Genomic DNA, 25,482 nt, shown 5'->3' with positions numbered 1-25,482 from the left:
GCTTGTGACGCTGACCGGACATCATTGGGGGAGGATGATATGCAAGTTCTTCAGATACTGAAAAGCAAGGGCGATGCCAGCGTCATCACCGTGCCGCCCGAAATGACGATCACCGCCGCGGCGCGGCTTCTGTCGGAAAAGCGGATCGGGGCGGTTGTCGTTTCGGGCGCGGACCGGCATGCCGACGGCATGCTGTCGGAACGCGACATCGTGCGCGAGGTGGGCCGGCAGGGCGCGGCGGCGCTGGAGCTGACGGTCGATGCGATCATGACGCGCAAGATCGTGTCCTGCACCCGTACCGACACGATCGAGGACGTTCTGGAACGCATGACCGCCGGCCGCTTCCGCCACCTGCCGGTGATCGAGGAAGGGGAGATGGTCGGCCTGATCTCGATCGGGGATGCGGTCAAGGCGCGGCTCGAGGCGCTGCACATGGAAAAGGAAGCCCTGACCGGGATGATCATGGGGACCTGATCCCGCATGGCGGCGCGCCGAACTGCGCCGCCGCCGACGCTCGGCGCTTGCAAAAGCGCGCGCGATATTGTTGCGTGCGCCCATCCGCGCCATTGCGGGATGACTGAGGAGGACCAACCCGATGCGCATCGGACTTTACCCAGGAACATTCGATCCGGTGACGCTCGGGCATATGGACATCATCCATCGGGCGACGGCGCTTGTCGACCGGCTGGTGATCGGCGTGGCGATCAACCGCGACAAGGGGCCGCTGTTCTCGCTCGAGGAACGGGTCGAGATGATCGAGGCGGAATGCGCCTGCCTGAGCATCCCCCCTGGCTGCGAGATCGTCGTGCATCCGTTCGAGAACCTGCTGATCCATTGCGCCCAGGACGTGGGGGCGAATGTCATCATCCGCGGCCTGCGCGCGGTGGCGGATTTCGAATATGAATTCCAGATGGTGGGGATGAACCGCGCGCTGGACGCCAAGATCGAGACGGCCTTCCTGATGGCGGATGTGCGGCGGCAGGCGATCGCCTCGAAGCTGGTGAAGGAGATCGCCCGGCTCGACGGCGATGTGACGAATTTCGTGCCCGCGGCGGTGGCTGAAAAGCTGCGCGAGCGGCTGGGGCGGTAGGGCGCTCTTGCAGGCTGCCGGAAGGGGCGGCAATCTGCGCGGACCGGATGGGAGGAAGATGGAATGAACAGCGAAGATCGCGCGTTTCTGACGGGGCTTTTCGATGCGGCGGTGCAGGCCGCGGATCCGCAGGCGGCGCTGGCGGCGCATCTGCCGGAACGGCCGCGCGGGCGCACCGTCGTCGTTGGCGCGGGCAAGGGGGCGGCGCAGCTCGCCGCCGCGTTCGAGGGGCTGTGGCAGGGGCCGGTGTCCGGCGTCGTCGTGACGCGCTACGGCTATGGCTGCGAAACGGAACATATCCGGGTGATGGAGGCCGCGCATCCCGTGCCGGACGAACCGGGGCTTGCCGCCTCGGCCGCGCTGCTGGAGGCGGTGTCCGGGCTGACCGAGGATGATCTGGTCATCGCGCTGGTCTGCGGCGGGGGCTCGGCCCTGCTGCCGGCGCCGCCCGGCGATCTGACGCTGGCGGATGAACAGGATCTGAACCGGGCGCTTCTGGCCTCGGGCGCGCCGATTTCGGTGATGAACGCGATCCGCGCGCAGGTGTCGGACATCAAGGCCGGGCGGCTGGCGCAGGCGGCGGCGCCCGCGCGGGTGGTGTCGCTGATCGTGTCGGACGTGCCGGGGGACGATCCCTCGCAGGTGGCCTCGGGTCCGACGGTGCCGGGGACGCTCAGCCGCGAACAGGCGCGGACGCTGGTGCGCAACTGGCGCATCGAGCTGCCGCCGAAGGTGGCGGACTGGCTGGCCGGGGACGCGGGCCTGCCGCCCGATGCCGCCGATCCGGTTTTCGCGCGCAATGAGGTGCGGGTGATCGCCTCGGCGGGGATCTCGCTCGAAGCGGCGGCGGCGCGGGCCGAGGCGGCGGGGATTCCCGCGGTGATCCTGTCCGACGCGATCGAGGGCGAGGCGCGCGAGATCGCCCGCATGCACGCCGCCATCGCGCGCGAGGTGGCGACCCGCTCGCGGCCTTTCGAGGCGCCGGTGGTGATCCTTTCGGGCGGCGAAACCACCGTGACCCTGCGCGGCGAGGGGCGGGGCGGGCGCAACAGCGAATTCCTGCTGTCGCTAGCACTGGCATCCGAAGGGCTGCCCTTCGCGGCGCTGGCCGCCGATACCGACGGGATCGACGGCAGCGAAAGCAATGCCGGGGCCTTCACCGATGGCGCGGCGATGGCGCGGCTGCGCGAGGCGGGATCGGATCCGCTGGCGCTGCTGGCCGACAACGACGCCTATACCGCCTTCGAGCGGCTGGGGGATTTGTTCGCCCCGGGGCCGACCGGCACCAATGTCAACGATTTCCGCGCGATCCTGATCCGCTGATCCAGACAGAAGCCCTGCACCCCCGGGCGCAGGGCTTTTGCAACACGCGGGTGAACCCGTCAGGTCGGGGCGGGCTGCGGCGCCTTCTTCAGGCGGCTTTCGATCAGCAGCCCTTCCTCATCCAGAATCGGATGCGCGACCGACACGATATGGGCGTTGACCCGTTTCAAGTCGCGCAGCATGTCCAGATGCAGCGACGAGGTCTGCTGGCTTTCCGAATGCCCCTCGCGCAGCCGCATCAGATGGCGCTGCGACGACAGGCGTTCGAGCTTGCGGATGTCGACCTTCACCTCCATCATCCGGCGCGCCAGCGTGCGGTCCCGGGTCATGAAGATCGTCTGCCCGACGCGCAGATTTTCCAGCGTCATCAGGAACATGGTGTTCAGCTCGGCATAGCCTTCGTCGGAAAAGCGCAGCCGCAGGCCGACCTTCTTGCGCACCTCGGGGGCGAGGCCCTTGTCGATGATGTCGCCGATATGCTCGAGGTTGATGACATAATCGAGGATGACGATGGCGCGGCGGCGGTCTTCATCATCCGCGGCGCGGCCGAGGCGCGAGAGGTAAGCCTTCACCTCCTGCTGCAGCCGGTCGACACGCTCTTCGAGCTGGCCGACCTCGGCCAGCGGCGCGGCGTCGTTCTTCTGGAAGGCGATCTGCGTCTGCTGCATCATCCGTTCCACCAGATCGCCGATGGCAAGCGCCTCGCGGCTTGCGCCCGCCAGCGCGACGGTGGGTGTTTCCAGCGCGGAGTCGTCCAGCCATTGCGGGCGGATCTCTCCGGGCGTTTCCTGTTCCGGCAGCATCCGCGCGATGAAGGCGGCGAGGCGGCCGACAAAGGGCCAGACCAGCACCGCCAGCGCCAGATTGAAGAGCAGATGGAATTCCACGGCGAGCCCGGTGCGCAGCGGCAGGGCCGTCATCGCCGCACCGATGGGGGCGCAGAAGGGCAGGGCGACCAGCACCCCGATCGCGCGGACGAGCAGGTTGCCGACCGCCACCCGCCGCGCCGCGACCCCGGCCGCCGCCGTCGCCAGCACCGGCGTCACCGCCCCGCCGACATTCGCGCCCAGCACCATCGCCACCGCCAGATCCGGCGGCAGCGACAGGCTCAGCACCAGCATCACCACCGCGAGGGACGAGGAACAGATCACCGCCAGCACCGCGGCGACCGCCGCAGCGACGGGCCAGGCGCCATCCAGCAGCGACAGAAAGGCGGCCAGCGCCGGCGCATCGCGCAACGGCTCGGTCGCGATGTCCAGGAGCCCCAGCGACAGCAGCATCAGCCCGAGCCCGATCAGCGCCCGCCCGCCGCCGCTCCACGCCGGGCCCTTGCGCCGCCCCGTCAGATAGCCCACCAGAATCAGCACCGGCGCCAGCACCTGCATCCCCGCCGCCACCAGAACCGCCGTCAGCGCCGTGCCGACATTCGCGCCCAATAGGACGATCTGCGCCATCCGGGGGAGAATCATCTCCCGCTCGACAAAAGATGCCGTCATCAGCGCCGTTGCGGTGGAGCTTTGCAGCCCGAGCGTCGCCACCAGACCGGAACAGAAAGCCTTGATGCCAGATTTCGTGCCCCGGCCCAGAATCATCCGCAGCCGCATGCCGAACGCCTCCGTCACGCCCTCGCGCACCAGACGCAGGCCGAACAGCAGCAGCGCCACGGCGCCGGCCATCTGCAGGAAGACGAGGATGGACTGCACGGCGGAGCGACCCCTCAGGGCTGGAGATACGTCAAACTGTCATCTGTCCGTTACAATTTGGTGTATTCCACACAGGGTCAAGGGCGTCCGGCGGCGAACGGCCCATGAAACCGGCAAACGCCCGGGAAACGCCCACGCGGCGGCGTTCCCCGGCGGGTCAGATCAGCTTGCCCATCGCGACGGCGGTATCGGCCATCCGGCAGGAGAAGCCCCATTCGTTGTCATACCACGACAGGATGCGCACCATCGAGCCTTCCAGCACCTTGGTCTGGTCCAGATGGAAGACCGAGGAATGGCTGTCGTGGTTGAAGTCCATCGAGACGTTCTTGTAGGTCGTATAACCCAGAATGCCCTTCATCGGGCCATCGGCGGCGGCGCGGATGGCTTCGTTCACCTCTTCGACCGTGGTGGGGCGCTGCGCGTCGAACACCAGATCGACGGCGGAGACATTCGGCGTCGGTACCCGGATCGCCACGCCGTCAAGCTTGCCCTGCAATTCCGGCAGCACCAGCCCCACGGCCTTCGCCGCCCCGGTCGAGGTGGGGATCATGCTCAGCGCCGCGGCGCGCGCGCGATACAGATCCTTGTGCAGCGTGTCGAGCGTCGGCTGATCGCCCGTATAGCTGTGGATCGTGGTCATGAAGCCCTTCTGGATGCCGATCGCGTCATTCAGCACCTTCGCTACCGGGGCAAGGCAGTTCGTCGTGCAGGAGGCATTCGAGACGACAAGATCATCCTTCGTCAGGGTCTTGTCGTTCACGCCGAAGACGATGGTCTTGTCCGCCCCGGCGCCGGGGGCCGAGATCAGCACCCGCTTCGCACCATTCTGCAGATGCGCCTCGCATTTTTCCTTCGAGTTGAACTTGCCGGTGCATTCCAGCACCACGTCGATGTCCGACCACGGCAGCTCCGCCGGATCGCGCAGCGCGGTCACCTGCATCGGGCCTCGCCCTGCGTCGATCCAGTCCTCGCCGGTAGTCACCTCGCCGGGGAAGCGTCCGTGAACGGAATCGAACCGCAGCAGATGGGCGTTCGTTTCCACCGGGCCAAGGTCGTTGATCGCCACGACCTCGATATCCGTCCGTCCGCCTTCGATGATCGCGCGCAGAACGTTGCGCCCGATCCTGCCGAAGCCGTTGATTGCCACCTTCACCGTCATCCTCGCCTCCTTTTCCGCGACCCTTTCGCAGTTAGCGCTAACATCGCCGAGCGCCGCGAAAGGTCAAGGGCAGAGTGCCGCAGTCAACGCCAGAACGCCACCCAATCGATGAGTTCGGTGACCTTGATGGCCAGAAAAAGTGTCGCAGCCCAGTGGTTCGCCAGCCCGTCGAGGGCAAGTGCGAGCAAAAGCAACAGGGCGAGCCCGATGGCGACCGGATTGGTCATCCGTTTCCCCGCTCCGGGCACGCCCCGAGGAGGTCAGTGCAGCAGACGCCCGATCGCGCCGGCCACATCCGCCATCCGGCAGGAGAAGCCCCATTCGTTGTCATACCACGACAGCACCCGCACCAGCCTGCCGCCGGTGACCTTGGTCTGGTCGGGGGCGAAGATCGAGGATTGCGTGGTGTGGTTGAAGTCGATCGAGACCTTCGGCTCCGGATCATAGCCCAGCACCGCGCCCATATGGCCCTGTGCCGCTTCGCGCATGATCTCGTTGATCTCGTCGCGGGTAACCGATTTCGAGGCGATGAAGGTCAGGTCCACCGCCGAAACATTGGGCGTCGGCACCCGGATCGAGCTGCCGTCGAGCCGCCCGGCCAGTTCCGGCAGAACCTCGCCAATCGCCTTGGCGGCGCCGGTCGAGGTCGGGATCATCGCCAGCGCGGCGGCGCGGGCGCGATACAGGTCCTTGTGGCGGCGGTCGAGCGTCGGCTGGTCGCCGGTGTAGCTGTGGATCGTGGTCATGATGCCCGATTCTATGCCGACCGTGTCGTTCAGCACCTTGGCGAGCGGGGCGAGGCAGTTCGTCGTGCAGGAGCCGTTCGAGACGACCAGATGTTCGGCCCGCAGTTCGCGGTGGTTGACGCCATAGACCACGGTCTTGTCGACGCCGGTCGCCGGGGCGGAGACCAGAACCCGCTTGGCCCCGCGGCCAAGGTGGACCGAGGCCTTGTCCTTCGAGTTGAACTTGCCGGTGCATTCGAGGACGACATCGACGCCCTCCCAGTCCAGATCTTCGGGATTGTAGGTCGACATGACCTCGATCGGGCCTTGGCCGAGGTCGAGCGTCTTGCCCTCGACCGTGATCGGCCCGCCAAAGCGGCCGTGGACCGAATCGTATTTCAGCAGATGGGCGTTGGTTTCGATCGGGCCGGTGGCGTTGATCTTGACAACCTGAACGTCGTTGCGCGCCGCCTCGGCGATATGGGACAGCGTGCAGCGCCCGATACGTCCGAAACCGTTGATGCCGATGGTGACGGTCATTTGGCTCTCCTGTCTGGGCGGTGCGCAGACACCGCGCGTCAATCTCCCGGAGGATTTGATGCGCGAATACCACGGTATTCAATACAGGAAAACACACGATTTCAGGGTGATAGCGGAAACATCGACTGGTTGCGTTAACATTGGCTGCGATGGGTGGAAAAAACCGGCACCGGGTCATTCATCCTCGGGCGCGACAAAGGCCAGCTCGCCCGCCGCCTCCAGATCGCGGGCCGCGGCAACGACCTGTGCCCGGGCCGCCTCGCCTTCGCTTTCTCGGATCTTGCCAAGCTGCTCCATCTCTTCGCGCAGGGTGGCGGCGAGACGTTGCGAGATGTTCGCAAAGATGAATTCCGCCGCCGCCGCATCCGGCCCGGTCGCCGATGCGAGCGCGGTGAGAATCACCTTCTGGTCCAGCCCGCGCAGGATCTTCGGCACGTCGCGCGCCTCGATCCGCTGCGGGATCAGCGCGAAGGTGAAGATCGCTTTCCGGACCTGTTCGGCGAACTGCCTGTCCTCCTCCTCCAGCCCCTCGATCACCGAATCGCGCACCCGCGAGGGCGACTGGTTGAGGATCGCGCCGACCCGTTCCACCGGCCCGGAGGTGAACGCCTTCGCCGCCACCACATCGAGCTGCTGCGCCAGCACCATGCCGATCCGCTGGACGACCTCGGGCGCGACATTCCCCGTCAGCGACACCGCATAGGCGATGCGCCGCGCCTTTTCGCCCGGCAGTTTGCCCAGAATCTCGGCCGCCGTAGGCACCGGCAGTTTCGACAGGATCACGGCCGCCACCTCGGGGCTTTCCTCCAGAATGGCGGGCTCCAGCACCTCGGGCGCAAGCCCGGCGATCCGCTGCCAGGGGTCGCTGTTCGCGCTGTTGGAGATCATCCGGCGCAGGCGGCTTGCGGCGGTGGTGGACAATTGCCCGTCCAGCAGCGTCAGCGCCCCGTCCAGCCCCTTGGGAAAGGTCAGGCCGATCGATTCGAGCTGGGTGCAGAATTCCTCGATGATCTCGTTCAGCGTGTCGCGGTCGATCGGGCGCATCTGCGCGATCTGCCCGGTCAGCAGCGTCTGCTGTTCATCGCTCAGCTCCTGCAAGGGCAGGGTCATCCCCTCGGCGTTCAGTAGCCGCACGATCACCGCGGCCTTCTGCCGCGGCGTGAGCATCGGGCGGATTCCGCCGCTTCTGATGGTCGCGTTCGGTTGTGTCTGCGCCAAGACTGCACCCCTTCCTGCGGCGAATGATTCCGCCGGGTGCAGGGTGTCAGCAGCACGTTAAGAGCCAGTTATCGCAAACCCTCAAGAACCGCGAAACGGCCTTCCCGCCTTCATTCTTCCATAAATATCCCGGGGGTGAGGCCGCAGGCCGAGGGGGCGGCGCCCCCTAGCCCCCGTCAGGCACGCGCTCAGCTCGACGTCGAAACGCATCTGTGCGTTGCCGCATCCCATGTCTGGCCGGTTTCGCAGGCCATCGCGGTCCGTTCCGAGACGGGACAGTTGGCATATGCCAGCGCCGGCAGGAGCGTCAGCGCCAGCGACGCGAGGATCGTGGTCTTCATGGTCGTCTCCTTTCCTGAAAGGGAAATGACACCACGAATCGCCGCGATCCCCGCATCACGCTTTCGCGATCACTCCCCGAAGACGCGGCGGAAGATCGTGTCGACGTGCTTGGTGTGATAGCCGAGGTCGAATTTCTCCTCGATCTCGGCGGGGCTCAGCGCCGCGGTCACCTCGGGATCGGCCAGCAGCTCGGTCTTGAAATCGGCGCCCTTTTCCCAGACCTTCATCGCGTTCCGCTGCACCAGCCGATAGGCATCCTCGCGCGAGACACCGGCCTGCGTCAGCGCCAGAAGAACCCGCTGCGACATCACCAGCCCCTTGAACTTGTTGAGGTTCTTCAGCATGTTCTCGGGATAGATCACCAGCTTCTCGATCAGCCCGGCCAGCCGGTTCAGCGCGAAATCCAGCGTCACGGTGGTATCCGGACCGATGCCGCGCTCGACCGAGGAATGCGAAATGTCGCGCTCATGCCAGAGCGCCACATTCTCCAGCGCCGGGATCACCGACATCCGCACCAGCCGCGCAAGGCCGGTGAGGTTTTCCGACAGCACCGGGTTGCGCTTGTGCGGCATCGCCGACGAGCCCTTCTGCCCGGGGGAGAAGAATTCCTCCGCCTCCAGCACCTCGGTCCGCTGCATGTGGCGGATCTCGATGGCGATATTCTCCATCGACGAACCGATGACGCCGAGCGTGGCGAAGAACATCGCATGCCGGTCGCGCGGGATCACCTGGGTCGAGATCGGCTCGGGCCGCAGGCCCATCATCTTGCAGACATGTTCCTCGACATAGGGATCGATGTTGGCGAAGGTGCCGACCGCGCCGGAGATCGCGCCGGTGGCGATTTCCTCGCGCGCAGCCTGCAGGCGGCGCCTGTTGCGGTCCATCTCGGCGTAGAAGCGCGCGAAGGTCAGGCCCATGGTGGTGGGTTCCGCGTGGATGCCGTGCGAGCGGCCGATCCGCACCGTGTCCTTGTGCTCGTAGGCGCGCTTCTTCAGCGCCGCCAGCACCCGGTCCAGATCCGCCAGCAGGATGTCCGAGGCCCGCACGAGCTGCACGTTCAGCGTGGTGTCCAGCACGTCCGAAGAGGTCATCCCCTGATGGACGAAGCGCGCCTCGTCGGCGCCGATATGTTCCGCCAGATGGGTGAGGAAGGCGATGACGTCATGCTTGGTCACGGCCTCGATCTCGTCGATGCGGGCGACGTCGAAGGCCACGTCCTTCGCCTTCCACACCGCCTCCGCATTCGCCTTGGGGATCACGCCAAGCTCGGCCTGCGCGTCGCAGGCATGGGCCTCGATCTCGTACCAGATCTTGAACTTGGTGGCGGGTTCCCAGATGTCGACCATCTCTTTGCGGGAATAACGCGGGATCATGGCGTCTCTCTCGGTTGTGGAGGATTTGGGGCGCTTCTAGACTGCGCGCGCCCGTGGGGCAAGGCAAAGGGGCGGCGATGCGGGTTGGTCTGGCGGATTTCGAGGGCGAATGGGGGATTTCGCGGCGCATCTTTCAGGCCACGGGCACGGCGCATTTCACCGGACGGGCGGTGTTCCGGCCCGATGGCGCGGGGCTGCACTACCATGAGGAAGGCCTGATGCACCTGCCCGGCACCGTGCCGATGCGGGCCGAACGCGACTATCTGTGGCGCCAGACGGACGACGGGATCGCGGTGCTGTTCGCCGATGGTCGGCCATTTCACGATTTCCGCCCCGACGCGCCCGAGGCCGCGCATTGGTGCGACCCGGACGATTACCGGGTGCGCTATTCCTTCGGCCTCTGGCCCGAATGGCAGGCGGAATGGCGCGTGCGCGGCCCGCGCAAGGATTATCGGATGGTTTCGCGCTACAGCCACTTGCAAGCTGCGGAATTTGCGGAAAATCTCGCGCCATGAGCCATGTTCTCCAAAGCCGCCTGTCCTTTGCCCCCTGGGCCGATCCGCGCACCCGCCGCCTGCCGGGCGTGGTGCCGGTCACGCCAGAAGAATGGCTGGAGGTCGACGATGCCTATGCCGGCCAGATGGCCCTGCGCGAGGATCTGATCGCCCATGAACGCGACCGGGTGATCGGCTGCGCCCCGGCGGCGGCGGACGCCGTGCGGGAACTCTACGCCCTTGTTCTGGAACAGCTCCCGGCGCTTGGCTTTCGCGTGACGGGGCAGGGGATCCGCCGCCCCGACGGGGTCGAGGTCACGCCCGATCCCGCCGATCCGCTCGCCACGCTCGGCCGGCTCGTGCAGGAGGATCTGTGCCTGATGCGCGCGGGGCCAGAAGGTCATGTCCTCGACGCCGCGGTGCTGTGCTTTCCGGCGGGCTGGACATTGGCCGAGAAATTCGGTCGCCCGATGATGGGCATCCACCGCCCCGTCAGGATCTACACCGAGGATGTCGGCGCCCGTGTGCAGCGCCTGATGGACGGGGTGCAGCCCGGCCGTCCGCTGATGCGCGGCACCGCCCACCATTCCGACGCTCCCCTCTTCAACCCGAGGACCGAGGCAGACGGCCGCCATCCCCCCGCCGATCTGCCCTATATCCGGGTCGAGCGTCAGGTTCTGCTGCGCCTGCCCGTCACCCGCTACGTCGCCTTTTCCATCCATACCTATGTGGTCCTGCCCGAAGCGCTCAGCCCCGAACAGGCGGCCCTGCTGGCGGAATTCCCCATCCGCTCCGCCGCCTGACCGGGGCAGACAGGGCAAGCCTTGCCTTCGCCGCCGAATCCTATAACTCAGGACCGGATGAGGAGGAGTGACACGATGCGGAAAGGTTCATGATGACGGAACCGGCCGGTCCCCATTCTTCCTCCCACCCCCATTCCCGTTCCGGCATGTTGCGGCATCTCGCGCCGGTGCTGGTGGGGCTCGGGCTGTTCGGCGTCGGGTTGTGGGCGCTGCACCGGCTGCTCAAGCCGGTCGATCCCGCCGATGTCCTTGCGCAGATGCAGGCGACGCCGCTGCATGTGCTGCTGATCGCGCTCGGGGCGACGGCGATGGGCTATCTCGCGCTGATCGGGTATGACTTCTGGGCGTTGAAATACCTCGACAAAAAGCTGCCGGTGCGGGTCGTGGCGCTTGGCGGTTTCCTTGGCTACGCCTTCGGCAACACCATCGGGGTCAGCGTGCTGTCGGGCGGCGCGGTGCGCTACCGGATCTATTCGGCCTTCGGGCTGAATGCGTTCGAGGTGGCGGCGCTCGCCTCCTACATCGCCATCGCCATGGGGACCGGGCTCAGCCTTGTGGGCATCCTCGCGCTGGCGCTGCATCCGGCCGCGCTGGCAGGCCTGTTGCCGCTGTCCGAGGGCGCGGTGCGGGCGCTGGCGCTTCTGGGCGGGGGCGGGACGCTGGCGCTCCTTTACGCGCTGGCCTTTTCCGGCAAGTCGCTGCACTGGCGCCGGTATGAGCTGTCGATGCCGAACCCGAAGATCCTGACCGGGCAGATGGTTGTCGCGCTGTTCGATTCCACCATGGCCTCGCTGACGCTCTATATCCTGATGCCGGCGGGCACGCCCGATTTCGTCACCTTCCTCGCCATCTACGCCGCGGCCACCATGGTCGGCGTGATGAGCCACGTCCCCGGCGGCGTCGGCGTGTTCGAGACGGTGGTGATGGCCGCCATGCCCGCGGGCGTGAACGCGGGCGAGGTGGCGGCCGCGCTGCTGATGTTCCGCATCATCTATTACCTGCTGCCCTTCGCCATCGCCTTCATCATCGTCTCGCTGAACGAGGCGCGCCTTGCCGGAGGCTGGGCCGTGCGCCTGTTCGGAGAGGTGTCCGAGCCGATGCGCCCGGCCTTCAGCGCGCTGTCCGGCGTGGTGCCCTGGCTTGCCGGGGCATGGGCGCTCGGCTTCGGCAGCTATCTGCTGGCGGTGTCGCTGATGCCCTCGGTGCGGGCGGCGGCGGCGGATGACAATGACATCGTGGGGGCGATCCTGCTCGAAGGCGGAACGCTGACCTCGGCGGTGACGGGGATCGTGCTGCTGATCCTGTCGCAAGGGCTGGCGCGGCGGATCTCGGGCGCCTTCGTGCTGACGCTGGTGGCGCTTGGCGGCGGGGCGGTGGCGGCGCTGCTGAATGGCCTGAGGATCGACAGCGCGCTGCTGCTGATCGGCGGGGCCTTGCTGCTGTTGCCGTTCCGGCATGAATTCTACCGCCGCGCCGCGATCACCGAGGGTGTGCTCAGCCCGGTCTGGTTCGGGCTGGTGCTGGCGGTGGTGCTGTCGGCGGGGACCTTCTTCTTCTTCATCCACGCGGCCACGCCCTGGTCGCAGGCCATGTGGTGGGATTTCGCCACGTCGGCCAATACGCCGCGGGCGCTGCGGGCGGGGCTGCTGGCCTCGGCGATGCTGCTGGTGTTCACCATCGTCCTCGCGCTGCAACCCGTGCGCCGCCGCGCCGCCGCGCCGCCCTCCGACCCGCTTGAACATGCGGCGCGGATCGTCGTCGCGCAAGACCGCCCGCAGGCCTGCCTCGCGCTGACCGGCGACAAGGAATTCCGCTTCTCGCCGGACGGGCGCGCCTTCATCATGTTCGCGCGCCGCCGCAACCACTGGATCGCCTTCGGCGACCCGGTCGGGCCGGAAGATGCGCTCAACGCCGCCGGCTGGGCCTTCGTCGAGGCGGCGCAGAATGCCAACGGCCGCCCGGTCTTCTACGAAATCTCGCAGCGCCACCTGCCGCTGATGGTGGAAATGGGCCTTTCGCTGCATGAGGTGGGGGAAGAGGCGGTGGTGCGGCTTCCGGATTTCTCGCTCGCGCGGTGCGACCTGCTGCGGCCCGCCCATGCGGCCGCGCTGCGCGCCGGGCTGACGGTCGAGGTGATGCAGCCCCCCCATGCCCCCGAACTGATCGAGGAACTGCGCGCCATCTCCGACGCCTGGCTCGCCGCCCCCGTGGGGCTCGAAAAAGGCTTCTCCGCCGGACGGTTCGAGACCGCCTATCTGAACCATTTCCCGATCGCGGTGGTGCGGCGCGCGGGCAAGGCCGTCGCCTTCGCCAATATCCTCTCGCCGGGCTCGGGGCGGCGGGTGGCGCTCGACCTGATGCGCTATCTGCCCGAGGACGCGGCGGGCCTTTCGCCCGTGGCGATGATCGAATTCCTCTTCGTCTCGCTGATCGAGCGGTATCGGGATGCCGGGGCGCAGGAATTCAGCCTCGGCATGGCGCCGCTCGCGGGTCTCTCCGAACGGCGGACCGATCGGCTGTGGAGCCGCTTCGGCTCGATCATGTTCCGCCACGGCGGCGCCTTCGAGGATTTCGACAGCCTGCGCAGCTTCAAGCAGAAGTTCCTCCCCGACTGGCGCCCGCGCTACATCGCCCTGCCGGTGGGGGTGTCGCCGATGATGGCGATGGCCGATGTGGCGACCCTGATCGCTGGCGGCCCGCACGGGCTGCTGCGCAGGCCCGGAGGGGCGAAGGCACCGGCCAAATCCTAGGGGATTCTATCCTTCCGCTCGGGACATGCCGTCATGGCCCGTAGCGATGCGCCGTCGGTTTTCCGTCGCCCGCAGAGACGGAGCATTTCGCTGCGACAGGCGCGGCACCCCCTTGGCTTGCCGTATCGACCGCATCCACGGCCGGGGCAGGTATGCCGCTCGGCCACCCCTCCGCCGAAGGCCGCCCCGCCTTGAACACCTCAATCCTTGAGGCATCACGCTAGGGACCGCTGTTGCCGTCGTTTTTCCAAAAATATCCTCGGGGGTCCGGGGGCAGACAGCCCCCGGCGCTCAGACAAGAGCGGGACCGCCGATATCCCAAAGAAAAACGCCCGGCGCAGGCCGGGCGTCTGACATGTCCGTAGACCCGATCAGGACTTGGCGAGGTTGCGCAGCACGTAGTGCAGCACACCGCCGTTCTTGAGGTAGACGATCTCCACCTCGGTATCGATCCGGCTCTTGAGCTGGATCGTCTTCACCGTGCCGTCGGCATACTGGATCGTGCAGGGCACCAGCGACAGCGGCTTGATGTCGCCTTCCAGCCCCTCGATCGTCACCACCTCGTCGCCCTTGAGCCCGAGCGTCTTGCGGTTCTCGCCGCCGGTGAACTCGAACGGGATGACGCCCATCCCGATCAGGTTCGAGCGGTGGATCCGTTCGAACGACTCGGCGATCACCGCCTTGACGCCCAGCAGGTTCGTCCCCTTGGCCGCCCAGTCCCGCGAGGAGCCCGCGCCATATTCGATGCCGCCGAAGATGACCAGCGGGATACCCTCCGCCTGATATTCCATCGAGGCGTCGAAGATGGTCGTCTGTTCGCCGTCCGGCCCCTTGGTGTAGCCGCCCTCGACGCCATCCAGCATCTCGTTCCGGATGCGGATATTGGCAAAGGTGCCGCGCATCATGATTTCATGGTTGCCGCGGCGCGAACCGTAGCTGTTGAAATCCTTCGGCGCGACCTGCCGCTCGATCAGATATTTGCCGGCCGGGGTGGTCGGCTTGAACGAGCCGGCGGGCGAGATGTGGTCCGTGGTGATCATGTCGCCGAGGATCGCCAGAATGCGCGCATGCTCGACGTTCTTGATGACCCCGGGTTCAGGCGACATGCCTTTGAAATAGGGCGGGTTCTGGATGTAGGTCGAGGTCGGAGGCCAGTCGTAGGTCTCCCCCTCGGTCACCTTCACCGCCTGCCAGCGTTCGTCGCCCTTGAACACATCGGCGTATTTCTCAAGGAAGGCGTCGCGGGTCACGACCCGTTCGACGATCTCGGCGATTTCCTTGTCGGTCGGCCAGATGTCCTTCAGATAGACCGGCTTGCCGTCCTTCGAGGTGCCAAGCGGTTCGGTCGTCAGGTCGATGTTCATGTCGCCCGCGATCGCATAGGCGACGACCAGCGGCGGGCTTGCCAGATAGTTCGCCCGCACGTCGGGGGAAATCCGCCCCTCGAAGTTGCGGTTGCCCGACAGCACGGCGGTGGCGACAAGATCGTTTTCGTTGATCGCCTTGGAAATCGCCGGATCGCCGAGCGGGCCGGAGTTGCCGATGCAGGTGGTGCAGCCGAAACCGACGATGTTGAAGCCGAGTGCGTCCAGATCGTCCTGCAGATCGGCCGCCGCCAGATATTCCTGCACGACCTGCGACCCGGGGGCGAGCGATGTCTTGACCCACGGCTTGCGCGTCAGGCCGAGCGCGCGCGCCTTGCGCGCCACCAGCCCCGCGCCGATCAGCACATAGGGGTTCGAGGTGTTGGTGCAGGACGTGATCGCCGCGATCACCACCGAGCCGTCGTTGATGGTGAAATCCTTGCCCTCGACCGGGACGGACCGGCAGACCTGGATCTGCTTGGTCGCGACCGGGCCTTCGTCGGCCATTTCCTTGGCAGCCGAGGAAATGTCGATGCCACGGTAGGAGGCGACGACATTGGTGAAGGCGGTCGAGGCGTCGGTCAGCGGCAGGTAGTCCTGCGGCCGCTTCGGCCCCGAGATCGCCGGGACGATCGTCGCCATGTCGAGTTCGAGATGCGAGGAATAGATCGGCTCGTAGAATTCATCGCGCCAGAAGCCGTTTTCCTTGGCATAGGCTTCGACAAGGGCGATGCGGTCTTCGTGCCGGCCGGTCTGGCGGAGATAGCGCAGGGTTTCCGCGTCGATCGGGAAGAAGCCGCAGGTCGCGCCGTATTCCGGCGCCATGTTGGCGATGGTGGCGCGCTGCGCCAGCGGCAAACGGTCCAGACCGGGGCCGTAGAATTCGACGAACTTGCCGACCACGCCATGCTTGCGCAGCATCTGCACGACCTTGAGCACGAGGTCCGTGCCGGTGGTGCCCTCGACCATCGCGCCGGTCAGCTTGAAGCCGACGACCTCGGGGATCAGCATCGAGATCGGCTGGCCCAGCATCGCGGCCTCGGCCTCGATCCCGCCGACGCCCCAGCCCAGAACGGCCGCGCCGTTGACCATCGTGGTATGCGAGTCGGTGCCGACGAGCGTATCCGGGTAGGCCACTTCCTCGCCGCTCTGGTCCTTGTCGGTCCAGACCGTCTGCGCCAGATATTCGAGGTTCACCTGATGGCAGATGCCGGTGCCGGGCGGCACGACGCGGAAGTTCTCGAACGCGCCCTGACCCCATTTCAGGAATTGGTAGCGTTCCATGTTGCGCTGGTATTCCAGATCGACGTTCGCCTGAAAGGCGCGCGGGGTGCCGAATTCGTCGATCATCACCGAATGGTCGATGACCAGATCGACGGGGACCAGCGGGTTGATCTTGCGGGCGTCGCCGCCAAGCGCCTTGATCCCGTCGCGCATCGCCGCAAGGTCGACCACCGCCGGAACGCCGGTGAAGTCCTGCATCAGCACGCGCGCCGGGCGATAGGCGATCTCGCGCGGGTTCTTGCCGCCCTGCGCGGCCCATTCGCCGAAGGCCTTGATGTCATCGACCGACACCGTGAAGCCGCCGTCCTCGAACCTCAGCAGGTTTTCCAGAACGACCTTGAGCGAGGCGGGCAACTTCGAGAAGTCGCCGAGCCCGGCGTCCTGCGCGGCCGGAATGGAATAATAGGAATAGGACTTGTCGCCGACCGTAAGTTTCCGGCGGGTCCCTGCGGTATCCTTGCCTGTAACGATGGACATGTTGGCCTCCCCTGGCTGAATGGGTGTCGCTGCGAGTGTCATGCATGATAGCGCGGAGTCGATCAAGGGGGACACGGAAAATTTGTATACCGTTGCACACCGAAATCCCTCCGGTCCTCGTCCGGCGGCGGGGCGGGACGGGGTTTCGGCCCAAATTACGGGAAAATCCCGGAAAAATTCCGGCATCGGCACATCGGGTGACTTGCAGGGGCGGAAAAATGCAGGCGTTGCAGCTATGCCCGGATGCCGGAAAAATCGCAAAACCTTGATTGGCAAAGCCCCCGCCGCCGTCTTAGGTAGGAAACGCAATGGAGAGAGGCGGAATGACACGGGTTTGCGCGATCATCGGCGCCACTGTCGGGGGATGGCTGGTTTTCGGCCTTTTGCCGGGGATATGGCAACCCGCCACGGCGCAGGATCTGTCCGCGCCGAGCGTCGTGCCTGTCGAACAGCCCGCCGTCCCGCCGGCCGGGGAAATGACCGGTCAGTCGCTGATCGAACATCTGAACCACGCGCTGGACAAGGCGCTGTCGGGATCGGTGGGGGCGGTGACCGGCAGCGGCGCGATGCCGCTTGTCGCCAGCCGCAAGGCGCGGCCCGCGCGTGGTCCGGTGGTGGTGGAACTGTTCACCTCGCAGGGCTGTTCCTCCTGCCCGCCGGCGGATGAGATGTTCGCCCGCTTCGCCGCGCGGCCCGATGTCATCGCGCTGTCGCTGCATGTGGACTATTGGGATTACCTCGGATGGGAGGATCCCTTTGCCCAGCCCGCCTTCACCCAACGCCAGAAGGGCTATGCCCGCGCCGCCAAGAGCCGCTCGATCTACACGCCGCAGATGATCGTCGAGGGGCGGCAGTCCCTGATCGGCGGCGACGAGACCGCGCTCGACATGATGGTGCGGGAAGAGAAGGGGCGGCAGAAGGCCGTCTCGATCTCGGTTTCCGGCAGCGACGGGCAATATCAGATCGAACTCAGCGCCGATCCGCCGCAGCCGCAGGGCGCGATCGTGCAGATCGTGCGCTACATGCCCGCGGCCCGGGTGGAAATCCTGCGCGGCGAGAATGCCGGCATGGTGGTGAATTACGCGAATGTGGTGACGGCGTGGCATGCCGTGGCCGAATGGGACGGCCGCACCGCCACCCGGTTCAACGCCAAGATCGAGGGCGACGATCCCGCCGTGGTGATCGTGCAATCGGCCGTGCCGGGGAAATCCGCGCCGCTGCCGGGGCCGATTCTGGCGGCCGAGCGGCTGAACTGACGGCTCAGCCGCCCTTCACATCCTTCCAGCGCCGATGCACCCAGAGCCACTGGTCCATATGGGCGCGGATCTGCGCCTCCAGCTGGTCGTTCAGCGCCTGCGTCATGGTGTCGGCATCGGTGTGCGGCACCGGCGCCTCGGTGATGATGCGGAAGGACAACCCGTCGGGCTGGCGGATCGCATAGATCGGGATCAGGTCGCAGCCGAGCTTCAGCGCCATTTCCGCGGCCGAGGTCGGCGTCTTCGCCGGCAGGCCGAAGAAGGTCAGCGGTGCGCCCTTGCGGAAATACTGGTCGAAGCCGAAGGCCACCATGCCGCCCGAACGCAGAAAGCGCAGCATGTCGCGCAGGTCCTTGTCGCGGGCGAAGAGCGGCTTGGCGATGGCCGAGATCGCCTCGACGTAATGGTTGTTGAACAGCACATTGTCCATCGGCCGGTAGATCGCGCCTACCGGATAGCCGCGCCCGGTCAGCGCCCCGCGCCATGCGTCGTAATTGCCGAAATGCCCGGCGGCGATGATGACGGGGCGGTTCGCGGCATGGGCGGCCTCAAGGGCGGCGGCACCGGGGCCTTCCAGCGGCAGGTCCCGCACCCGGCGCAGGAATTCCTCGCCCGAATAGATCTCGGCCACCATGCGGCCGATGTTGTCGGGCACGGCGCGGACCAGATGTTCCACCTTGTCATGCGGCATGCCGGGAAAGGTCAGCGCCAGATTGCGCCGGATCCGCCGCCGGTAGCCCGCGACGGGCGCGATCAGCCGCGACACGATCCAGCCCACCATCGGCACCCGCCGCTCATAGGGCAGGGCGCGCGCGACCGACATCATCGCGCGAAAGGCGGCGTCGGAGATCCGGTCGGTCAGACTGGGTAGCGGGGGGGGATTGTGCTGCATCGCTCAGGTGCTTTTCCGTTCACGATACCAGACATAAATACCCGCGCCGACGATCACAAGCGCACCGGCCACCGTCCAGCGATCCGGCAGCTGGCCGAAGAACAGCCAGCCCCAGAAGCCCGAGAACAGCAGGCTGAAATAGCCGAAGGGCGCAAGGACGGATGCCTCGGTCAGCGAAAAGGCGCGGATCACAAGGAATTGCCCGATGGTGCCAAGCACGCCGATGGCAAGGAAATAGGGCATGTCGGCAAAGGCCACCTCTTTCCACACGAAGGGCAGCACGGCGGAGGCCATGACCGTGCCCACCGCCGCCGACCAGATCACCGAGGTGGCGATGGAATCCGACCGCACCGCCCGCGTCAGCAGGTTGCCCGCCGCATAGGAAAAGGCCGAGGCGAAGGCGAAGACCGCGCCCAGTTCCATCGCGCCCATGCCGGGCCGCAGGATGACCATCGCGCCCACGAAGGAAATGGCGATGGCGACGGCCCGCCGCGGGCCGATGCGCTCGCCCAGAAACAGCGCCGCGCCAAGCGCGATCAGCACCGGGTTGATGTCGAACAGCGCATCCGCCTCGGCCAGACCGATGGTCTGGAGCGCGATGAAGAACAGCGTGATGGTGATGACCTGCATCACCCCGCGCGCAAGCTGCAACCCCGGCTGGCGGGTGCGGAACAGGGGCAGGAAGCTGCCCCGATACATCAGCCCGACGATCGCCAGATTGATCGCGAACCGCGCCCAGATGAGCTGGGCGGGGTGATAGCTGTTGCCCAGATGCTTGGCGGCGGCATCCATAAGCGTGAAGAACGCCAGCGCGCCGAGCAGCAACAGCACCGCCAGCCCGAGCCGCGACGGCGGCACGGGGGGCGCAACGAGAGAGGGGGCCGCAGCCGGCCCCCCCGCATCGCTCTGGGTCTCGACTGGGCTCAAAGCAGGCTCACGACCTTCTGGGCCACCGCTTCGGGCGTGATGCCGAATTCCTGATACAGCCGTTCCGCCGGGGCCGAGGCGCCGAAGCCCTCCATCCCGACGAAGCCCGCCTTGCGCTCGCTGCCGCGCTCGCCCAGAAGCCAGCGGTCCCACGGCTGGCGCACGGCGGCCTCGACGGCCACGCGCACCGCGCCCGGCGGCAGGATGCGGCGCCGGTAGGCCTCGTCCTGCGCGGCGAACAGCTCCATGCAGGGCATGGACACGACGCGGGTGCCGATCGCCTGCGCCTGCAGGATGTCGCGCGCCTTCAGCGCGATCTCCACCTCGGAGCCGGTCGCCATCAGGATCGCCTGCCGCTTGCCGGCGGCTTCCTCGATCACATAGGCGCCCTTGGCGGTCAGGTTGGCGTTGCTGTGGGTCTTGCGCAGGGTGGGCAGGTTCTGCCGGCTGAGCGCGAGGACCGAGGGCGTCTTTTCCGACGACAGCGCCAGCTCCCACGCCTCGGCGGTTTCGATCACGTCGGCGGGGCGGAACATCCAGGTGTTCGGCGTCGCGCGGCAGATCGCCAGATGCTCGACCGGCTGGTGCGTCGGGCCATCCTCGCCCAGACCGATGCTGTCATGCGTCATGACATAGACCGCAGGCACCCCCATCAGCGCCGACAGGCGCATCGCGCCGCGCGCGTAATCGGTGAAGCAGAAGAAGGTCCCGCCATAGGGCCGCACGCCGCCATGCAGATAAAGCCCGTTCATCGCCGCCGCCATGCCGTGTTCGCGGATGCCGTAGCGGATATAGCGGCCCTTGCGGTCCTCGGGCGTGAAATCGGTGATGTCCGGCGTCTTGGTCAGGTTCGAGCCGGTCAGGTCGGCCGAGCCGCCGACGATTTCCGGAATGACCGGGTTCACCGCCGCCAGCACCATTTCGGATGCCTTGCGGGTCGCGACCTTGGGCGCGGCCTCGGACTGCGCCTTCTTGAAGGCGCGGATCGCGGTGGCGAGCTTCTTCGACACGACATGATCCATCTGCCGTTCGAATTCCGCCTTCTTCGCGGCGGACAGCGCGTCGAGCCGCTCTTCCCATTCGGCGCGGGCGGCAGCGCCCCTGGCGCCGATCTCTTCCCATTCGGCCTTGATCTCGGCCGGGATCTCGAACGGACCATAGGGCCAGCCATAGGCTTCCTTGGTCGCGGCCAGTTCCTTTTCCCCAAGGGCCGAGCCGTGGACGGCATAGCTGTCGGCCTTGGTCGGCGCGCCGAAGCCGATGATCGTCTTGCAGTCGATCATCACCGGGCCCTTGGCCTTCTTCGCCGCGGTCAGGGCGCGGTCGATGTCGTCGGGGTCATGGCCGTCGCAGGCCAGCACGGTCCAGCCCGAAGCCTCGAACCGCTTGCGCTGGTCGGTGATGTCGGACACCGTGACCCGGCCGTCGATGGTGATGTTGTTGTTGTCCCAAAGCACGATCAGGTTGTCGAGCTGCTGCTTGCCCGCCAGACCGATCGCCTCCTGCGAGATGCCTTCCATCAGGCAGCCGTCGCCGACGATCACCCAGATCTTGTGATCCACGACCTTGGCGCCGAACCGCGCTTTGAGCGACTTTTCCGCGATCGCCATGCCGACCGAGGTGGCGATGCCCTGACCCAGGGGGCCGGTCGTCGTCTCGATCCCCTCCAGATGGCCGTATTCCGGGTGCCCCGCCATGCGCGAGCCCCATTGCCGGAACGACTTGATCTGATCGAGCGTCGCCTGTTCGTAGCCGGTCAGATAGAGCAGCGCATAAAGCAGCATCGAGCCATGGCCCGCCGACAGGATGAACCTGTCGCGGTCGGCCCAGTGCGGGGCGCTCGCGTCGAACTTCAGGTGGTTGCGATAGAGCACCGTGGCCACGTCGGCCATGCCCATCGGCATGCCGGGGTGGCCGGAATTCGCCGCCTGCACCGCATCCATGGCAAGCGCGCGGATCGCGGTGGCGAGTTTCCAGTGATCGGGGTGATTGGCGCGGAGCGTGGCGATATCCAAGAGCCTCTCCTCTAGGGTCTGGTGACGGGAACTTGCATTCCTGATAGCAGGGATCGGGGCAAGTTCAAGCGCAACCCCCAAGTCTTTGAAGACAAAGGGTGGGCGGCCCGGGGACTGCGCGATAAACTGCCGGAAGGCCGGGGCTTGGCGCGATTCGCCCGCCCCGGAGCCGGATTGGGCGGAGGAAGCTGAAAGGGTGCCGATGACCGACATCGCGGAATATGAACGCCGGATCGCTTTTGCGCTCGAACGGATCGGGCGGCAGGTCGGGGCTTTGCAGGCCCGCGCGGCCGGCCCCGCGCCGGAGGCAGCGCCCGCGGCGGCGGCGGCGCCGTCCGGACTTGGAGAGGATGCGGATGCGGCGATGCTCGCGGCCGCCGATGAAATCCACAGCCTGCGCGCCGAGCTGGAGGCCGAACGTCAGGCGAATGCGCAGATGTCCGATCGTGTCCGGGCGCTGCGCGAGAAACAGGAAACCACCCTGTCGGCGATGGAGCGCCGGCTGGTCGCGGCGGCGCAGCAGGCCGAAACGGCGCAGGCGGAACTCGACCGGCTGAAACGGGCCAACCTTGATCTGGCGCAGGCGAACCGCGCGCTGATCGAGGCCGCGGGCGACGCGCCGCAGCATCTGATCAACAGCGCCCTGCAGGCCGAAGTCGAAACCCTGCGCGCCGCCCGGGCGATCGAGGCGGCGGAGCTGGACCAGATCATCGCCGCCCTGACGCCGATTCTGTCCGCCCATGAGAAGTCGGGCCATGCGAAACAGGAGGCCGACAAGGATGCCTGATCTGAAAATCACCATCGGCAGTCGCGATTTCGACGTGTTCTGCCAGCCCGGCGAGGAACATTTCCTGCGCACCGCCGCCACCCTTCTGGACGCCGAGGCAAGCCTGCTGATCGGTCAGATCGGGCGCATGCCGGATATCCGGATGCTGCTGATGGCGGGGCTGATGATCGCCGACAAGACCGCCGCGATGGAGGATCAGCTGCGCGATCTGCGCGCCCGACTGGCCGAGGCCGAGGCACAGGTGGCGCAGGCACAGACCCTGCTGGAAGAGGCGCAGGCCAATCCGGGCACGGTCGAAGTGCCGGTCGAAGTCCGCGTCGAGGTCCCGGTGGTGCCCGAGGATCTGCTCGACCGGCTGGAGCAGCTCGCCGAGGATGCCGAGGCGCTGGCCGACCGGGTCGAGGACGCGGCGCCCTGATCCGATTCCCGCGCCGGTATCCGGGCGCGCTTCCGGCCCTGAAAACGGATTTCTCCGTGCTCTGGGCTGTCGTTTTTCCATAAATATCCCGGGGGTGAGGCGCTTGCGCCGAGGGGGCAGCGCCCCCTTGCTCCGCCGACGCATAGACAACGCCGGTCCTGAGGCGCCGACCTCCAAGCCGCTCAGGGAAACCCCGACAAACGGATCCCCGGAAGGGAGTCATTCCGCGCCCGGGACCAACGGAACAATCCCGTCCCGCCGGTCCCGCCAAATCGCGCAGCCTTTCCCTCGGCTTATTCGGCGGCCTTCATTTCCTTCATCTCGAAGCCGCGCGCCAGTTGATCCGCCGGGGCCACCGGATATTCGCCCGAGAAACAGGCATCGCAATATTGCGGACAGGCGTCGTTGCGGCCATTCACCTCGCCCGCCGCACGATAAAGCCCGTCGAGGGAGATGAACTTCAGGCTGTCCACGCCGATCCATTCGCGCATCTCGTCCTCGCTCATCTTCGCGGCGAGGAGCTTCGAGCGGTCCGGCGTATCGACACCGTAAAAGCACGGCCACGCGGTGGGCGGCGAGGCGATGCGGAAATGCACCTCGGCCGCGCCGGCTTCAAGGATCATCTCCTTGATCTTGCGCGAGGTGGTGCCGCGCACCACCGAATCGTCGACGAGGATCACCCGCTTGCCCTTCACCAGCGAGCGGTTGACGTTGAGTTTCAACCGCACGCCCATGTTGCGGATCTGCTCGGTCGGCTCGATGAAGGTCCGGCCCATATACTGGTTGCGGGTGATGCCGAGCGCGAAGGGGATACCCGATTCCTGACTGAAGCCGATCGCCGCCGGGGTGCCGGAATCGGGAACGGGGCAGACCAGATCCGCCTCGACCGGGGCCTCGCGCGCCAGCTCGACGCCGATCTGGCGGCGGGTTTCATAGACCGACCGGCCGCCGATGATGCTGTCGGGGCGCGAGAAATACACATGTTCAAAGATGCAGAAACGCGGCGTCGCATTGTGGAAGGGGCGGGAACTGTCGACCTTGCCGTCCTGGATGACGACCATCTCGCCCGGTTCGATCTCGCGCACGAAATGCGCGCCGATGATGTCGAGGGCGCAGGTCTCGGACGACAGCACATAGCCATTGTCGCCGATCCGGCCCAGCACCAGCGGCCGCACACCCAGGGGATCGCGAACCCCGATCAGCTTGCTGCGGGTCATGGCGACGACGGAAAAGGCCCCCTCGCAGCGGCGCAGCGCATCGGCGATCCGGTCGGCATGGGTCTTCTGATAGGACCGCGCCATCAGGTGGATGATGCATTCGCTGTCCGAGCTGGACTGGAAGATGGCGCCATGGTCGATCAGTTCGTGGCGCAGGGATTCCGCATTGGTCAGGTTGCCGTTATGCGCGATGGCCGCCCCGCCCATCGAGAACTCGCCGAAGAAGGGCTGCACATCCCGGATCGCCGCCGCCTTCTTGCCCGCGGTCGAATAACGAACATGCCCGATCGCAAGGGGACCGGGCAGCGTTTCCATCAGCGAAGCCTTGGTGAAATTGTCGCGCACATAGCCGAAGCGATGGGCCGAGTTGAACCCGTGGGCAGGGTCATGCGCGACGATGCCGCCCGCCTCCTGTCCGCGGTGCTGCAGGGCATGCAGCCCGAGCGCCACGAAGTTCGCGGCATCCGTCACGCCGATGACGCCGAAGACGCCGCATTCTTCCTTGAGCTTGTCGTCGTCGAACGGATGGGAATAGAAAACTGGGCTGGCCGGTTGGGTCATTGGGGGGTGCTCCGGGTCCGGGGTGCTTGCGCAGGTCATTTAGTGCGAAACGGGAAGGCTGTTAAGCCCTCCCGTCCGAAATTCGTTCATCTGTCTGTCATTATGACCGCACCGGCCCTGTGCGTAAAGGGCCGGATGGGCCGATCACTCCTGCACGGGGGTCGTGGCGTCGACCGGCGCGTTCGGCGCCGGGCAGGAGGAGACGAGCTGTTCATACCGCGCGACGATCCAGCCCGGCGCATCGGTCGGCACGGATTGTTCAAGCCTGTTGCTGAAATTGGCGAAGATCTGCGCCGAACGGGACTGATCGACGACGGGGACCGCCTCGTCCGCCATCAGCCGGTCGTAGACCACGAAGGCCACCGCGATCAGGATGATCCCCCGCAGCGCGCCGAACAGGAAGCCGAGCGCCTGATCCACCCCGCCAAGCGCCGAGCGCTGCACCACCGAGGCGAAGAGCGGCGTGATGATCGAAAAGACCACCAGCGCCAGCGCGAAGACCGCGGCGAATCCGCCGATCGTCGCCAGTTCGCAGCTCTCGCCGAGGAACTTGTTGACGAAGGGCAGCTGCGCGATCAGCGGCCGCGCGGCGGAGGCGAACATGAACGCCACGACCGCAGCCGCGATCCAGCCGACGATGGCCAGCCCCTCGCGCACGAACCCCCGGCTGTAGGCGAGGATCGCCGACAGGATGATGACGACCGCCACGATGGCGTCAACGATGGTAAAGCCTTCCATGATCCCCGCGCTGCCTCTCGGTCCGT

General features: G+C 66.6%; 22 protein-coding genes. 9 read left to right on the top strand and 13 right to left on the bottom strand.

Annotated features, from left to right (window positions below; genetic code table 11):
• The first annotated feature begins 39 nt into the window (after positions 1-39).
• From D2T30_RS10900 to D2T30_RS10890, 3 genes are all read left to right on the top strand, one after another.
• Entirely contained in the window at positions 40-474 is a 435-nt protein-coding gene (locus D2T30_RS10900; protein WP_128208892.1) for a CBS domain-containing protein, read from the top strand.
• Between the two features lie 121 nt (positions 475-595).
• Positions 596-1,090: a pantetheine-phosphate adenylyltransferase gene (gene coaD / locus D2T30_RS10895; protein ID WP_128182530.1), complete on the top strand. Its 495-nt coding sequence runs from the start codon at positions 596-598 to the stop codon at positions 1,088-1,090.
• 63 nt (positions 1,091-1,153) lie between these two features.
• On the top strand, positions 1,154-2,413 hold the full coding sequence (locus D2T30_RS10890; RefSeq protein ID WP_128208891.1) for a glycerate kinase type-2 family protein: 1,260 nt from the start codon (positions 1,154-1,156) through the stop codon (positions 2,411-2,413).
• Between the two features lie 59 nt (positions 2,414-2,472).
• Here the strand turns inward: D2T30_RS10890 and D2T30_RS10885 are convergent, their stop codons facing one another.
• The 7 genes from D2T30_RS10885 to purB form a co-directional block, all read right to left on the bottom strand.
• Positions 2,473-4,116 (bottom strand): Na/Pi cotransporter family protein, encoded by a 1,644-nt coding sequence (locus tag D2T30_RS10885; RefSeq protein ID WP_128208890.1) that lies wholly within the window; start codon positions 4,114-4,116, stop codon positions 2,473-2,475.
• Positions 4,117-4,273: 157 nt separating this feature from the next.
• Positions 4,274-5,275: a type I glyceraldehyde-3-phosphate dehydrogenase gene (gene gap, locus D2T30_RS10880; protein ID WP_128182524.1), complete on the bottom strand. Its 1,002-nt coding sequence runs from the start codon at positions 5,273-5,275 to the stop codon at positions 4,274-4,276.
• A gap of 83 nt (positions 5,276-5,358) precedes the next feature.
• Entirely contained in the window at positions 5,359-5,502 is a 144-nt protein-coding gene (locus tag D2T30_RS23090) for a hypothetical protein (RefSeq protein ID WP_164881721.1), read from the bottom strand.
• A gap of 33 nt (positions 5,503-5,535) precedes the next feature.
• Positions 5,536-6,540: a type I glyceraldehyde-3-phosphate dehydrogenase gene (gap, locus tag D2T30_RS10875; protein ID WP_128182520.1), complete on the bottom strand. Its 1,005-nt coding sequence runs from the start codon at positions 6,538-6,540 to the stop codon at positions 5,536-5,538.
• 174 nt (positions 6,541-6,714) lie between these two features.
• Positions 6,715-7,707: a flagellar motor switch protein FliG gene (locus D2T30_RS10870; RefSeq protein ID WP_128208889.1), complete on the bottom strand. Its 993-nt coding sequence runs from the start codon at positions 7,705-7,707 to the stop codon at positions 6,715-6,717.
• Between the two features lie 239 nt (positions 7,708-7,946).
• Positions 7,947-8,099, bottom strand: coding sequence for a hypothetical protein (locus tag D2T30_RS23085; RefSeq protein ID WP_164881722.1), 153 nt, complete (start codon positions 8,097-8,099; stop codon positions 7,947-7,949).
• A gap of 69 nt (positions 8,100-8,168) precedes the next feature.
• The gene (purB, locus tag D2T30_RS10865; protein ID WP_128208888.1) at positions 8,169-9,473 is read right to left on the bottom strand and encodes an adenylosuccinate lyase; all 1,305 of its coding nucleotides are present in this window, start codon (positions 9,471-9,473) and stop codon (positions 8,169-8,171) included.
• Between the two features lie 77 nt (positions 9,474-9,550).
• Here purB and D2T30_RS10860 point away from each other — a divergent pair, with 77 nt between their 5' ends.
• The 3 genes from D2T30_RS10860 to mprF all read left to right on the top strand — a co-directional run bounded on the left by D2T30_RS10860 (position 9,551) and on the right by mprF (position 13,520).
• Entirely contained in the window at positions 9,551-9,988 is a 438-nt protein-coding gene (locus D2T30_RS10860; protein WP_128208887.1) for a DUF6314 family protein, read from the top strand.
• Positions 9,985-10,770, top strand: coding sequence for a heme-dependent oxidative N-demethylase family protein (locus D2T30_RS10855; protein WP_128208886.1), 786 nt, complete (start codon positions 9,985-9,987; stop codon positions 10,768-10,770). The genes D2T30_RS10860 and D2T30_RS10855 overlap by 4 nt, the downstream gene beginning before the upstream one ends.
• 89 nt (positions 10,771-10,859) lie before the next feature.
• On the top strand, positions 10,860-13,520 hold the full coding sequence (mprF, locus tag D2T30_RS10850) for a bifunctional lysylphosphatidylglycerol flippase/synthetase MprF (RefSeq protein ID WP_241651241.1): 2,661 nt from the start codon (positions 10,860-10,862) through the stop codon (positions 13,518-13,520).
• Between the two features lie 371 nt (positions 13,521-13,891).
• On the opposite strand, the gene acnA is transcribed toward mprF, so the two are convergent.
• Complete coding sequence (acnA, locus tag D2T30_RS10845) at positions 13,892-16,645, bottom strand: aconitate hydratase AcnA (protein WP_128208885.1); 2,754 nt, start codon at positions 16,643-16,645, stop codon at positions 13,892-13,894.
• A gap of 323 nt (positions 16,646-16,968) precedes the next feature.
• Here acnA and D2T30_RS10840 point away from each other — a divergent pair, with 323 nt between their 5' ends.
• Positions 16,969-17,901, top strand: coding sequence for a DUF1223 domain-containing protein (locus D2T30_RS10840; protein ID WP_164881723.1), 933 nt, complete (start codon positions 16,969-16,971; stop codon positions 17,899-17,901).
• Between the two features lie 4 nt (positions 17,902-17,905).
• Here D2T30_RS10840 and D2T30_RS10835 read toward each other — a convergent pair whose 3' ends face one another.
• Genes D2T30_RS10835 through tkt form a run of 3 tightly spaced genes read right to left on the bottom strand, consistent with a single transcriptional unit; the run spans position 17,906 to position 21,735 of the window.
• Entirely contained in the window at positions 17,906-18,793 is an 888-nt protein-coding gene (locus tag D2T30_RS10835; protein ID WP_128182506.1) for a lysophospholipid acyltransferase family protein, read from the bottom strand.
• A 3-nt stretch (positions 18,794-18,796) separates the two neighbouring features.
• Positions 18,797-19,720 (bottom strand): DMT family transporter, encoded by a 924-nt coding sequence (locus tag D2T30_RS10830; protein WP_128182504.1) that lies wholly within the window; start codon positions 19,718-19,720, stop codon positions 18,797-18,799.
• The gene (tkt, locus tag D2T30_RS10825; RefSeq protein ID WP_128208883.1) at positions 19,717-21,735 is read right to left on the bottom strand and encodes a transketolase; all 2,019 of its coding nucleotides are present in this window, start codon (positions 21,733-21,735) and stop codon (positions 19,717-19,719) included. Before tkt ends, D2T30_RS10830 begins: the two co-directional genes overlap by 4 nt.
• Before the next feature lie 202 nt (positions 21,736-21,937).
• Here tkt and D2T30_RS10820 point away from each other — a divergent pair, with 202 nt between their 5' ends.
• Together D2T30_RS10820 and D2T30_RS10815 are read left to right on the top strand one after the other, a co-directional pair.
• Entirely contained in the window at positions 21,938-22,522 is a 585-nt protein-coding gene (locus D2T30_RS10820) for a hypothetical protein (protein ID WP_128208882.1), read from the top strand.
• On the top strand, positions 22,515-22,940 hold the full coding sequence (locus tag D2T30_RS10815) for a cell division protein ZapA (protein ID WP_128182498.1): 426 nt from the start codon (positions 22,515-22,517) through the stop codon (positions 22,938-22,940). Before D2T30_RS10820 ends, D2T30_RS10815 begins: the two co-directional genes overlap by 8 nt.
• 293 nt (positions 22,941-23,233) lie before the next feature.
• Here the strand turns inward: D2T30_RS10815 and purF are convergent, their stop codons facing one another.
• Together purF and D2T30_RS10805 are read right to left on the bottom strand one after the other, a co-directional pair.
• Positions 23,234-24,718 carry an amidophosphoribosyltransferase gene (gene purF / locus D2T30_RS10810; RefSeq protein ID WP_128182496.1) on the bottom strand — a complete coding sequence of 495 codons (1,485 nt, stop codon included), beginning with the start codon at positions 24,716-24,718 and terminating at the stop codon, positions 23,234-23,236.
• 144 nt (positions 24,719-24,862) lie between these two features.
• Entirely contained in the window at positions 24,863-25,456 is a 594-nt protein-coding gene (locus D2T30_RS10805) for a CvpA family protein (protein WP_128182494.1), read from the bottom strand.
• Positions 25,457-25,482 lie beyond the last annotated feature (26 nt).

The organism is Paenirhodobacter populi, assembly GCF_004022215.1.
In the GTDB taxonomy this organism is placed as follows: Bacteria; Pseudomonadota; Alphaproteobacteria; order Rhodobacterales; family Rhodobacteraceae; genus Rhodobacter; species Rhodobacter populi.
Note: the sequence above shows the minus strand (reverse complement) of the source record. Positions and strands in the feature narration are given on the sequence as shown.

Coding starts and splice junctions, on each gene's coding strand:
- D2T30_RS10890 (WP_128208891.1), top strand. CDS start 1,154: ATGAACAGCGAAGATCGCGCGTTTCTGACGGGGCTTTTCGATGCGGCG.
- D2T30_RS10860 (WP_128208887.1), top strand. CDS start 9,551: ATGCGGGTTGGTCTGGCGGATTTCGAGGGCGAATGGGGGATTTCGCGG.
- purF (WP_128182496.1), bottom strand. CDS start 24,718: ATGACCCAACCGGCCAGCCCAGTTTTCTATTCCCATCCGTTCGACGAC.
- mprF (WP_241651241.1), top strand. CDS start 10,860: ATGATGACGGAACCGGCCGGTCCCCATTCTTCCTCCCACCCCCATTCC.
- D2T30_RS10855 (WP_128208886.1), top strand. CDS start 9,985: ATGAGCCATGTTCTCCAAAGCCGCCTGTCCTTTGCCCCCTGGGCCGAT.
- D2T30_RS10820 (WP_128208882.1), top strand. CDS start 21,938: ATGACCGACATCGCGGAATATGAACGCCGGATCGCTTTTGCGCTCGAA.
- D2T30_RS10815 (WP_128182498.1), top strand. CDS start 22,515: ATGCCTGATCTGAAAATCACCATCGGCAGTCGCGATTTCGACGTGTTC.
- D2T30_RS23085 (WP_164881722.1), bottom strand. CDS start 8,099: ATGAAGACCACGATCCTCGCGTCGCTGGCGCTGACGCTCCTGCCGGCG.
- acnA (WP_128208885.1), bottom strand. CDS start 16,645: ATGTCCATCGTTACAGGCAAGGATACCGCAGGGACCCGCCGGAAACTT.
- D2T30_RS10835 (WP_128182506.1), bottom strand. CDS start 18,793: ATGCAGCACAATCCCCCCCCGCTACCCAGTCTGACCGACCGGATCTCC.
- gap (WP_128182524.1), bottom strand. CDS start 5,275: ATGACGGTGAAGGTGGCAATCAACGGCTTCGGCAGGATCGGGCGCAAC.
- purB (WP_128208888.1), bottom strand. CDS start 9,473: ATGATCCCGCGTTATTCCCGCAAAGAGATGGTCGACATCTGGGAACCC.
- D2T30_RS10805 (WP_128182494.1), bottom strand. CDS start 25,456: ATGGAAGGCTTTACCATCGTTGACGCCATCGTGGCGGTCGTCATCATC.
- D2T30_RS10840 (WP_164881723.1), top strand. CDS start 16,969: ATGACACGGGTTTGCGCGATCATCGGCGCCACTGTCGGGGGATGGCTG.
- D2T30_RS23090 (WP_164881721.1), bottom strand. CDS start 5,502: ATGACCAATCCGGTCGCCATCGGGCTCGCCCTGTTGCTTTTGCTCGCA.
- coaD (WP_128182530.1), top strand. CDS start 596: ATGCGCATCGGACTTTACCCAGGAACATTCGATCCGGTGACGCTCGGG.
- D2T30_RS10900 (WP_128208892.1), top strand. CDS start 40: ATGCAAGTTCTTCAGATACTGAAAAGCAAGGGCGATGCCAGCGTCATC.
- D2T30_RS10870 (WP_128208889.1), bottom strand. CDS start 7,707: ATGCTCACGCCGCGGCAGAAGGCCGCGGTGATCGTGCGGCTACTGAAC.
- gap (WP_128182520.1), bottom strand. CDS start 6,540: ATGACCGTCACCATCGGCATCAACGGTTTCGGACGTATCGGGCGCTGC.